At 60.2% G+C, this 11,779-nt stretch carries 9 protein-coding genes; 5 read left to right on the forward strand and 4 right to left on the reverse strand.

Going from position 1 to position 11,779, the window contains the following annotated elements:
• Positions 1–21: 21 nt before the first annotated feature.
• Entirely contained in the window at positions 22–516 is a 495-nt protein-coding gene (locus tag PL597_RS04495) for a DUF523 domain-containing protein (protein ID WP_271364660.1), read from the forward strand.
• Positions 517–573: 57 nt separating this feature from the next.
• On the opposite strand, the gene PL597_RS04500 is transcribed toward PL597_RS04495, so the two are convergent.
• The 3 genes from PL597_RS04500 to purD all read right to left on the reverse strand — a co-directional run bounded on the left by PL597_RS04500 (position 574) and on the right by purD (position 4,663).
• Complete coding sequence (locus PL597_RS04500) at positions 574–2,397, reverse strand: methyl-accepting chemotaxis protein (RefSeq protein ID WP_271364661.1); 1,824 nt, start codon at positions 2,395–2,397, stop codon at positions 574–576.
• 327 nt (positions 2,398–2,724) lie between these two features.
• Entirely contained in the window at positions 2,725–3,234 is a 510-nt protein-coding gene (locus PL597_RS04505) for a plant virulence effector HPE1-like domain-containing protein (RefSeq protein WP_077983346.1), read from the reverse strand.
• Positions 3,235–3,391: 157 nt separating this feature from the next.
• Positions 3,392–4,663: a phosphoribosylamine--glycine ligase gene (gene purD, locus PL597_RS04510; RefSeq protein WP_271364662.1), complete on the reverse strand. Its 1,272-nt coding sequence runs from the start codon at positions 4,661–4,663 to the stop codon at positions 3,392–3,394.
• Between the two features lie 201 nt (positions 4,664–4,864).
• On the opposite strand from purD, the gene PL597_RS04515 reads away from it, so the two are divergent.
• From PL597_RS04515 to ubiA, 4 genes are all read left to right on the forward strand, one after another.
• Positions 4,865–7,189, forward strand: a complete 2,325-nt coding sequence (locus PL597_RS04515; protein ID WP_271364663.1) for a Tex family protein — start codon at positions 4,865–4,867, stop codon at positions 7,187–7,189.
• Positions 7,190–7,357: 168 nt separating this feature from the next.
• Positions 7,358–8,614 carry an SAM-dependent methyltransferase gene (locus PL597_RS04520; RefSeq protein WP_271364664.1) on the forward strand — a complete coding sequence of 419 codons (1,257 nt, stop codon included), beginning with the start codon at positions 7,358–7,360 and terminating at the stop codon, positions 8,612–8,614.
• A 283-nt stretch (positions 8,615–8,897) separates the two neighbouring features.
• Entirely contained in the window at positions 8,898–9,698 is an 801-nt protein-coding gene (locus tag PL597_RS04525; protein WP_269826037.1) for a MipA/OmpV family protein, read from the forward strand.
• 118 nt (positions 9,699–9,816) lie between these two features.
• Positions 9,817–10,770: a 4-hydroxybenzoate octaprenyltransferase gene (gene ubiA, locus PL597_RS04530; RefSeq protein WP_271364665.1), complete on the forward strand. Its 954-nt coding sequence runs from the start codon at positions 9,817–9,819 to the stop codon at positions 10,768–10,770.
• Between the two features lie 79 nt (positions 10,771–10,849).
• On the opposite strand, the gene PL597_RS04535 is transcribed toward ubiA, so the two are convergent.
• On the reverse strand, positions 10,850–11,416 hold the full coding sequence (locus PL597_RS04535) for a DUF6101 family protein (protein WP_269707934.1): 567 nt from the start codon (positions 11,414–11,416) through the stop codon (positions 10,850–10,852).
• Positions 11,417–11,779 lie beyond the last annotated feature (363 nt).

Consider the following 11,779-nt stretch of genomic DNA (forward strand, 5'->3'; position numbering starts at 1 on the left):
CTGCCGCAGGATGAGTTCCCATTGACCCACACGCCTCCCAAAATCCTCATCAGCGCCTGCCTCCTCGGCCAACCCGTCCGCTATGACGGCAAGGGCAAACCTCTGTCCCACCCGACAATCGAGCGCTGGCGGAAGGAGGGCAGGCTGGTGACCATCTGTCCGGAAATGGCGGGCGGCATGCCCGTGCCGCGCCCGCCGGCGGAAATCGAGAAGGGGGCCTCCGGTCTCGATGTGCTGGAGGGTCGCGCCCGCGTGCTGGAAGTGACCGGCGGCGATGTCACGGCGCAATTTATCGCCGGTGCGGAAAGGGCGCTGGCCTTCGCCAGGGCCAATGGCTGCACCCACGCGCTGCTGATCGACGGCAGTCCGTCCTGCGGATCGGTTGCGATCTACGACGGTTCGTTTTCGGGCGTCAAACACGCGGGCAATGGCGTGACGGCGGCGCTGCTCGAAAAAGCCGGTATTGCGGTCTTTTCCCCGGCCGATATCGACCGGCTGGATGCGCTGACCCATTGAAATAAAGAGCGCCGGAGTTCCCCCCGGCGCCGTTTTTATCGATAGCTCTCGGGCCAATCACCCCGCCATGCGCATCCGCTCTGCCATCCCATGCAACTGGTGGCCGGAAGAGACGCGGAAGCCGCGGATGAGGTTCAACAGTTCCTCGGTGTCGACGGCCAGCGCTTCCGCCGAAGCCGTGGTTTCTTCCGCCATCGCTGCATTGTGCTGGGTGGCGACATCGAGCTGGTTGAGCGACGAGGAGATCGAGCGCAGCGTCGTATCCTGTTCGGCGGCCGAATGGGCGATCTTGCTGACTATCTCGTTTGCGGATTTGATCTGGTCGGAGATACGTTTCAGCGCGTCGCCGGCCTCGCCAACAAGGCGCACGCCGTTTTCCACCTGGGCGGAAGAGCGGGCGATCTGGTCCTTGATCTCCTTGGCGGCGGCGGCGGATTTTTGCGCCAGTTCGCGCACTTCCTGCGCCACCACGGCAAAACCCTTGCCGGCCTCACCGGCGCGTGCCGCTTCCACACCGGCATTCAGCGCCAGAAGATTGGTCTGGAAAGCGATGTCGTCGATCACGCCGATGATGTTTGAGATCTGATCGGATGACTGTTCGATACCGCTCATCGCGGTGATGGCCTCTTCCACGACCCGGTCGCTGCGGATCGCTTCGGAGCTGACGGTGGTGACGCGTTTTGCGGCGTCGGCCGCCCCTTCCGCCGTCTGGCGCACCGCAACCGTCAGTTCGTCGAGCGCCGCGGACGTTTCTTCCAGATTGGCTGCCTGCCGTTCGGTACGCTGCGAAAGCTCGTTAGAGGCCTTGCGGATTTCCTCCTTGGAGCCGCCGATGTCGATGCTCTTGGAGTTCACTTTGGCCATGGCGGCATCGAGATGGATCAGGGCCTCGTTGAAATTGTCGCGCAACGCCGCGTAACGGTTGCCGAGATCGCCGCAACGTACGGTCAGATCGCCGCCGGCGAGCTTCTCCAGCGCCTCGCCAATGGTGGTGACGACGCGCGCCTGCAGTTCCGCCTCGTCGCGCTGCATGTCGAGATTGTTTTGGCGCTCGGCATTGAGCTGCCGCTGCTGCTCTTCCTCACGCCGCTGCATGGCGTGGCGCTCGCGCACCTTGTCCTGAAGCGAGGCGGTGGCCTTGGCCATCATGCCTACTTCGTTTGTCAGGCCGGTATGGGGAATGGCGAGCGAGACGTTTTCATTGGCCACTTCCCCGAGCGCCCGGTGAATATCGCCAAGCGGCTTCGAAATGCCACGGATGACATAGAAGGCGGCGGCAAGCGCCAGCACGAATATGGCGACGCCCATGGACAGCGCCTTCATCACATCGCCGCGCACTTGTGCGTTCAGGTCGTCGATGTAAACGCCTGTCACGACCACTACCTGCCAGGGGTCGAAGGCAAGCGCATAGGCGCTCTTGGCGTAGTCATTGCCTTCCATGCCGGGCTTCGGACCGTAAAAATCCGTCTGGCCGCCGCCATTGCGGCCAAGCCGCACCAGTTCGTCACGATAGGCGAAACCCTTGCTGTCGGGTTTGCCCTTGTAGTTTTCGCCGACGCGCTTGGCATCGGGGTGGAACTTCATCGTCACGTCATAGTCGTAACCGAACAGATAGCCGTCCGGCGTGAAGCGCATGGCGCTGACGGTGGCGTAAGCCTGTTTCATGGCTTCGTCGCGCGAAAGTGTTCCGGCCGTTTCCTTGTCGTGGAAGGATTGCAGGATGGAAATGGCCGATTGCACCTGCGTCCGCAGCATGCCGTAGCGTTCCTCATAGATAGCATCGGTGGCGGATTTCAGCTGGTAAAACGTCGCCACGGCGAAGGCGGCCATCAGGGCCAACACGAGAACGATCAGTTGACGGGAAATGGAAAGGTTCTTCATGGGCGCTCACAAGCGTTTGGAATCGCGCGCCTGAAAATGCCGCGCGGTACCGATGTTTCGGAGAGGGGAGAGGCGCATGATGCGCGATAAAAAGGGCCGAAAGCGCGTATCCGCGCCGTGGCCTCATCCTGTGCTGCATCGCACTATAAAATCACTTAGCGGCTAAAAATTTGAATAAATATTTAATTAGCGAAGGCTTTATGAGGCTTCGTGCGCAGAATAAGCGGCGGAGAAAGCAACATTCTCCGCATGGTTGCGGCGTCGTTTTGGGAATGCAGCGATGACGCGATTACTTGACATTCGTCATAATCAAGCGTCATCGGCCGGTCAGTTGCCGCGCAATTTGAAATCCGGGAACTGGGGCGCGCCGATTACCGAGGCGCTGGCCGGCTCGGCTGCATTTGCGGTGGAAAGTTCCTTGACGGCTGCCGTGGTCGTCGTCACGTCGATACCGGCCGGTGTCGAAACCGTCTCAACCGGATGTGCCGCGGGCTCGGCCTCGTCATAGGTCGCAATCGCCGTGCTGGAGGTTTCCGCCATCCATGCCGGATTGGTGCTGACGAAGGTGACGGGCGCGCCGCCAAGCCAGGCTTCGGTGCGCACCAGGGTGCGCTTGCCGTCGACTTCGCGCATTTCCGTGTGCTGCGTGCCCGGCTCAATGGAGGGAACGGCATAACCTTGCGCCACGGCTTTTGCCTTCATGGGTTTGCAGCCCGCGCAATCGCGACGAATGAAGCTGCCATTGGCCACATGCACGCCGTTTATATATTCGATGGAAGACGCCATCGCCGACCCGCCGGTCAGCGCGATAACAGCTGTCAGAAAAAGACGACGCATCGAAAAACCCCCGAAATGACGGCGCGGCCTCGTGGTCGAGACACAGTGCGCCATTCAATGTTCCGGCAAGTATTACCGATGTTTCGTTTCCATCGGGTCAGTAAACTTGGTAAAAATTGAACGAAATATTCGCGTCCAATCCCGTTTGCCTTCAGGATCAGGCCTTTTCGCGGGCGACGGCCTGCCAGCCGATATCGCGGCGGCAGAAGCCGTTTTCCCACTCCACCTTGTCGGCCAACGCATAAGCGCGTGCCTGCGCTTCCGTCACGGTCTTTCCAAGGGCGGTGACGTTCAGTACGCGTCCACCCGTGGCCACCAGCCCGCCATCCTTCAGCGCGGTTCCGGCATGGAACACCTTCGCCTCTTCGCTGGCCTCGGGAATATGGGTGATCGGCGTGTTCTTGTCGTAAGCGCCGGGATAGCCCTTCGAGGCGAGGACGACGGTCAGCGCCGCATCGTCGTGCCATTCGGCCTCAACCTTGTCCAGCGTGCCGGTGGCGGTGGCATAGAGGATCGGCAGCAGATCGCTTTTCAGGCGCATCATCAGCACCTGGCATTCGGGGTCGCCGAAACGGACGTTATATTCGATCAGTTCCGGACCCTTGGCGGTAATCATCAACCCGGCGAAGAACACGCCGGAGAAGGGATTGCCATCCTTGGCCATGCCCGAGATCGTCGGCTCGATGATCTCCTTCATGGTGCGCTCCACCATATCAGGTGTCATGACAGGGGCGGGGGAATAAGCGCCCATGCCGCCGGTATTCGGACCGGTATCGCCATCGCCGACGCGCTTGTGATCCTGCGCGGTGGCGAGCGCCAACGCGGTCTTGCCGTCGGACAGGCAGAAGAAGCTCGCTTCCTCACCGTCGAGGAAAGCTTCCACCACAACCTCGGCGCCAGCCGCGCCGAAAGCGCCGTCGAAACAGTCGTCAATCGCGGCAAGCGCTTCCGCCTCGCTCATGGCAACCGTTACGCCCTTGCCAGCGGCAAGTCCGTCGGCCTTAATGACGATGGGTGCGCCCTGTTGACGAACATAGTCCTTGGCCGGTTCAGCGGTCTTGAAACGCTGGTAAGCGCCGGTCGGAATATCGTAGCGCGCGCAGAGATCCTTGGTGAAGCCCTTGGATCCCTCCAGCTGGGCGGCGGCTTTCGAGGGGCCGAAAGTAGCGATGCCGGCGGCGCGTAGATCATCCGCAAGACCCGCCACCAGCGGTGCTTCCGGGCCGACGACGACGAAGTCGATTGCTTTTTCCTTCGCAAAGGCGATGACGGCCGCGTGGTCTTCCACGTTCAGCGTTACCAGCGTTGCGTGGTCGGCAATGCCGGGATTACCGGGGGCGGCATAAAGCGCATCGAGCAGGGGAGATTGGGCGATTTTCCACGCCAGCGCATGTTCGCGTCCGCCGGAACCGATCAACAGAACTTTCATGGTCAACACCCCTGCAAATTCGCCAGTAACCTTGTGGCACGGGCGTTAAGGGCAGGGGGGCGAAAGGTCAAGGAGAAAGCGCCGTCAATGCCTGTCTTTCCCTTGAACTCAGCCTTTCCTGTGGAATCGTTGCCGCCTCTTGTTGTCACGCCACAATCAGACATTATGTTCGCCGCTCCAGATGTGACATCAGAGAACCTCATGACCGCAGATAATGCCCGCCTCGCCACGCTCATCGCCTCCGAAATCAACGCCCGCCCCGATCAGGTGAAGGCGGCGGTAGCCTTGCTGGACGAGGGCGCGACCGTTCCCTTCATCGCCCGTTACCGCAAGGAAGTGACCGGAGGCCTCGATGACACCCAACTGCGTACACTCGCGGAACGCCTAGTCTATCTGCGCGAATTGAATGCACGCCGCGGCTCCATCGTGGAGTCCATCACCGGTCAGGGCAAGATGACCGATGAGCTGATGGTAAAGATCATGCAGGCGGGCACCAAGGCGGAGCTGGAAGACCTCTACCTGCCCTATAAGCCGAAGCGCCGCACCCGTGCCGAAATCGCCCGCGAACGTGGCCTCGGTCCACTCGCCGAAGCCATCTGGGAAAACCGTGCGGCCGATCCGGCGAAGCTGGCGGAAGCCTATGTGCAGGGCGATGTGGCCGATGTGAAGGCCGCACTTGAGGGCGCGCGCGATATCGTTGCCGAAACCATGACGGAAAACGCCGATCTTCTCGGCCGCCTGCGTGATTACATGCGCCAGAACGCCACCTTCCGCGCCAAGGTCGTGGATGGCAAGCAGGCGGCGGGCGAGAAGTTCTCCGATTATTTCGACCATTCCGAACGCTGGGCAACGGTGCCGGGCCACCGGGCGCTCGCCATGCTGCGCGGCTGGAACGAGGAAATTCTCACACTGACGATCGATGTCGATGCGGATGATCCCTCGCCGGTGAAGCCGTCGCAGCGCACCATTGCTGCCGCTTTCGATATCCGCAATGCCGGACCTGCCGATCAATGGCTGATGGACGTGGCGGGCTGGACCTGGCGCGTGAAGCTTTCCATGTCGCTGTCGCTCGATCTGATGCGCGAGTTGCGCGAGAGGGCGGAAGAAGAGGCGATCAATGTCTTCGCCCGTAACCTGAAAGATCTGCTGTTGGCCGCTCCCGCCGGCTCCCGCGCCACCATGGGCCTCGATCCCGGCATCCGCACCGGCGTCAAGGTGGCCGTGGTCGATGGCACCGGCAAGCTGCTGGATACCAGCACGGTTTACCCCTTCCAGCCAAAGAACGACGTGCGCGGCGCGCAGGCCGAACTTGCCTTGCTCATCCGCAAACACAATGTCGAGCTGATCGCCATCGGCAACGGCACGGGTAGCCGCGAGACGGAAAAGCTGGTTGCTGACCTTCTGGCACAGCTGCCCGCTTCCGCTTCGGGCGCCAAGCCTACCAAGGTCATCGTCTCGGAAGCCGGCGCGTCTGTCTATTCCGCTTCGGAACGGGCGGCCGCCGAATTCCCCAATCTCGACGTTTCGCTACGCGGTGCCGTCTCCATCGCCCGGCGTCTTCAGGATCCGCTGGCGGAACTGGTGAAGATCGAGCCGAAATCCATCGGCGTCGGTCAGTACCAGCACGATGTCGATCAGGGCCGCCTCAGCCGCTCGCTCGATGCTGTGGTGGAAGATGCCGTGAATGCCGTGGGTGTCGATCTCAACACGGCGTCGTCGCCGCTTCTGGCACGGGTATCGGGCCTTGGCAGCTCGATTGCCGATGCCATCGTTGCCCATCGCGATCAGACCGGTCCTTTCGCCAGCCGTAAGGATTTGCTGAAAGTGCCGCGCCTTGGCCAGCGCACCTTCGAACAATGCGCCGGCTTCCTGCGCATCCCGAACGGCAAGGAACCACTGGATGCGTCTTCGGTGCACCCGGAAGCCTATGGCGTTGCAAAGAAGATCGTTGCTGCCTGCGGCCGTGATCTGCGTTCGCTGATGGGTGACAGTGCCGCGCTGAAGGCGCTTGACCCCAAGCGCTTCATCGACGAGCAGTTCGGCCTGCCGACCGTCAAAGACATCATTGCCGAACTGGAAAAACCCGGCCGCGACCCGCGCCCGAGCTTCAAGACCGCGACCTTTGCCGATGGCGTGGACGAGATCACCGACCTGAAGCCCGGCATGCTTCTGGAAGGCACCGTCACCAATGTCGCCGCCTTCGGTGCTTTCGTGGATATCGGCGTGCATCAGGATGGCCTGGTGCATGTCTCGCAGCTCGCCGACCGTTTCGTGAAAGACCCGCATGAGGTCGTCAAGGCGGGTGATGTCGTTAAGGTCCGAGTCGTGGAAGTGGATGTGAAGCGCAAGCGCATCGGGCTGACCATGCGGAAGGATGGCGGCGAGGCCGCGCCGCAGCCGATGCGTGAAAAGAACAATGCGGGCGCCATGCGCCATGCCACAGCAAAGCCGAAAGAGCGCAACGAGGGGTCGCAATCCGGTGGTGCTCTCGCCGCTGCCCTTGCCGAAGCCATGAAGCGACGCTGACCTCCGGTTGAAATGTTTTTTTACCAAAAAGCCCCGCCGGGGTGTCCGGCGGGGCTTTTTGCTTGATGAAATCGTTCAATTTTTTTGAAATAAGACTATCTTGAAACTTGTGCTGAAAGGAATACGGTCAGCGAAATTGATAAGTGAGACTTAGCAATTGGGGGTGCCATGGCGTCGTCTCTGCATGTTCTTCTCGAAAAGATAATCAAGATCGGTGATCTCACCGTCAACAGCCCGGGCGGCAGCCGCACTTTCGGCAATGGCACGGGAAAAAAGGTGGTTCTGAACTTCACCGACGAAGCGGCCATGCAGGAGATTGCCGCCGATCCGGCGCTCAAGCTCGCTGAAATGTATATGGAAGGCCGGGCGAAGGTCGCGGAAGGCGACATTTACGATTTTCTGGCGCTGGTCAAAGGCAATACGCTGAGCGAGGCGCTCTCCTTCGGCATGATCTGGCGTGGTATGGCGCGCATCATCGCCGCCCGCATCAAGATGCATCTGCCGGTCAACCACAACAAGAGCAACGTCGCCCATCATTACGATCTGAGCGCCAAGCTGTTCGATCTCTTCCTCGACGAGGACTGGCAATATTCCTGCGCCTATTTCAATCCGCCCGGCATCAGTCTCTATGAAGCGCAGGTCGCGAAAAAACGGCACATAGCCGCCAAGCTGATGACCGAGCCGGGCCAGAGCGTGTTGGAAATCGGCTCCGGCTGGGGCGGCATGGCGATGTATATTGCCGAAAGCGCCAGTGCGGATGTAACCGGCATTACGCTCAGCGAAGAACAGCTGCGCGTTTCCCGCGACCGCGCCGCCAAACGCGGCCTTGAGGCAAATGTCCGTTTCGAATTGCAGGACTACCGCTACCTGCCGGCTTCGAAAAAATACGATCGCATCGTCTCCGTCGGCATGTTCGAACATGTCGGGCCGACCCATTATCGCGATTATTTCGACAAGGTGGCGGAGGTGCTTGATGACAAGGGTGTGATGGTGCTGCATTCCATCGGCCAGCCCAGCCCGGCGCTGGCGACCAATCCCTTTATCGAAAAATATATTTTCCCCGGTGGTTACATTCCCTCGCTCGCCGAGGTTCTGCCGGCGATCCAGAAGTCCGGGCTCTTGGTAAAAGATATCGAAATCCTGCCGATGCATTATGCGCATACGCTCCGGCACTGGCGGGAACGTTTCGTGGCGCGCAAGGCAGAGGCGGTCGCGCTTTACGACGAACGGTTCTTCCGCATGTGGGAATTTTATCTGGCGGGCTCGGAAATGGCCTTCACCCACGAAAACTTCCATATTTTCCAGATCCAGCTTGCCAAGGACCGCGATGCCGTGCCGCATAATCGCGATTACATCGCGCAGAACGAGGCAAGGCTGCTGGAGTTTGAAAAGACCCGGGCACCACTGGAGACGGTGACGTTCTGACGACGGTGTGGGCGACGAGTGATCGAATTTAGGAGAGTGTTGACAAACGTCTCCGCAATCTCGGCGTCATCCTCGGGCTTGTCCCGAGGATCTATCCACGTTGCGTAAAGTCCCTCGGTCGCAGATGCTCGGGACAGGCCCGAGCATGACGGAGGTGAGGTTTTGAGACCTTGTCACCCCCTCCGCAGGAGGTGAATTTCAAGCCACGCTGGTTAATGGAATGGAAAGACAATCCCTCTAATTCTACGGGCACCTGTCTGTATTGCGTTTCTGGGGTTGTTTCATGTTCAAGCCATCAGCGGCCATTGCCGCCTGTGTCGTGTCGCTTTTTGCCGTGGGTAATGCCCATGCTGAAGGCTGGTTTTCCGGCGACTGGTATCTGAAGCTCGGCGGCGCGGGTTTCACCGCACCGAAATATCAGGGCGACAACAAGAATGAATTCGGCTTCTCGCCGATCATTTCGCTCGGCCGTCAGGGGCAGGGTGCGCGTTTCACCTCGCGCAACGACAGCGCCTCGATTTCGCTTCTGGACAATGGCCCGATCAGCATGGGTCTTGCTGGAAAGCTGGTGTCCCCGCGCGACGAGGGCGACTCGTCCGATCTTAAGGGCATGACCCGCATCAAGCGCGGCGGCGAGCTTGGCGGTTTCGCCGAGGCCTATCCGACCGACTGGCTGCGCGTTCGCGGCGAAGTCCGTCAGGGTATTCGCAGCCATAGCGGCGTTGTCGGCGACGTTGCCGTCGATGCCTTCACCGACATCGCCCCCGGCATCCAGATTTCCGCCGGCCCGCGTGCGACATGGGTGAGCAGCAAATATAATGAGCGTTATTACGGCGTAAGCGCAGCCCAGACGGCTGCCGGCGCGCCATCGCCCTACAGCCCCGGGGGCGGCCTGCATTCGGCCGGCGTTGGCGCAGCCATCACCTGGAAGGTCACCGAAAACGCCGAAGTCGGTTCGTTTGCGGAATATCGCCGCCTGACCGGTGACGCCGCCGACAGTTCGCTGGTGCGCGAACGCGGTTCGAAGAACCAGTTCATCGTCGGTGTTCAGGCCAGCTACAAATTCAATTTCTCGCTGCCCTGAGGGGCGGACAATAAGGTCTTGCAAAGCCCCGTTGCCAAGCCACAGCGGGGCTTTTTCGCATGCGGGGCCGATGCTGAAATCCATTCCGATTTTTTTGCCAATGCTGTAGAACCATCCCATGGTTCACCACAGCGATTTGTCAGACCGCGTTTCCGACGCGCCATCCAACAACTGGGTCTATCGGATTTTGCCGAGGGCTCTCTGGCCCTATGCGCAATTGGCCCGGTGGGATCGTCCCATTGGCTGGCAATTGCTGATGTGGCCGTGTTTCTGGTCCGCAGCCCTTGCGGCCAATGCAGCATTGGCGACGGGCGGCTTTTCCTGGGAAACGCTGATCTGGCACTTGGTGCTGTTTTTCATTGGATCGGTGGCGATGCGCGGCGCGGGCTGCACCTATAATGATCTTGCCGACCACAAGATCGACATGGCCGTGGCCCGGACCCGGTCGCGGCCGCTGCCATCGGGCAGGGTGAGCCGCGGGCAGGCCAAGCTCTTCATCGTACTGCAGGCGCTCGCCGGCCTTGTCGTACTTTTGCAGTTCAACGGCTTCGCGATCGTTACCGGCATAGCTTCGCTGGTCTTCGTGGCAATCTATCCTTTCGCCAAGCGCTTCACCCACTGGCCGCAATTTTTCCTCGGGCTGGCCTTTTCCTGGGGCGCGCTCATGGGTTGGGCCGGGCAGTTCGCTTCACTCGCCTGGCCGCCTGTCCTGCTTTATGTCGGCGCGATCGCCTGGACGATCGGTTATGATACAATCTACGCCCATCAGGACAAGGAAGATGACACGGCCGTGGGCATCGGTTCGACTGCCTTGCTGTTTGCAGAAAACACACATCGCTGGCTGGTTTTCCTTTATGGCACAACCCTTGTCATGATTTTCCTGTCGTTCTGGACGGCAGGCGTTAACATCATTGCCTATAGCGGCCTCGCCGCTGCGGCCATCATGCTGTTCCGGCAGGTCTGGGTGCTCGATATCGACGACGTCGACCAATGCCTGGTGCTGTTCAAATCCAACAACCGCGTCGGTGTGATGATTTTCGCGGGTCTCATCCTGCCGCTTCTGCTTGCCTGAAATCACCGGAATAGAAGACGCCAAAAAGCCCGGCCGCATTGTGCGCGCCGGGCTTTTGATTTGTTTTTGCTGACTTTTATCAGTTGCGGGCGATGATTTCCTTGCCCTCGATCTTCATGCTCATGCCGAGCGAACCGGTGGACCGGCGAACGAGGAAGCGCGGACGGCGATCCGCGAAATAGGAATGGCGGCGGCGCGGGCGGGTGTTCTGGGTGCGGACCTTGCCGAGATGTTCTTCCAGCGGACGGGCAACGCCATCTGCTTCCACCATCAGCATGGGAATGCGGTAGGCCTCGGACCAGCTGCGCCAGTCCGCGGCGATATCGCAGAGATCGTGGGCGACGAGCAGCGGAACGCAGAGATCCGGGTCGTCATGGTGAAGTTCCAGCGTTACGGTGACCTGACCGTCACCATGGTCGATGGCGCGGGCGGCAACACCCTTGAAGGCGCGGGCTGGCAAAGCGAAGGACAAAGGCAGGCCGGAAGAGGTGAGAACCTTTCTCAGAACGGCGCCCCGTTCATCGAGAGTGACGGCAACATCGGTCGCGCCATTGCCTTTTCCATAGGTGACCTGTTGCGGAAAACGTGCCGGGTCTAACCTGAGAGTGGCGACGGCCCAGTCGGGCTTCAGAACGGTCTTGGTCATGTTTAATCTACCCTTGTTTTACCTGAGAGCCGGTTTCCGGTCTTCTCATCGGGACTTTTCATCCTCTGATGTCAGGAGATTATCCGCCGCCTGTTCGAGACTGCTTAAAAATCGCGGTTAAGAAAACTTTGCATTCCCAGATGGTTAGCAAAACCCACTGTGGCATGGTTTCGCGTAGGTAAAAGAGATCGAGACAATGCGATTTTTATGCCCGCCGAAAATGTGCTCTTTCAAGCTACGGGCAAGGCGCGTCACGCATAGTCGCGCCAAGGCTTGCCGTGCGCCCGGATGGGACGTGCGAGGGGTGGATTTAAAACCGGAGCTTTTGGTGCCCTAAGGGATGCACTGCGCTCCAGGGGGCAT

This window comes from Agrobacterium sp. ST15.13.013 (assembly GCF_027956525.1).
GTDB classification, from domain to species: Bacteria; Pseudomonadota; Alphaproteobacteria; order Rhizobiales; family Rhizobiaceae; genus Agrobacterium; species Agrobacterium salinitolerans.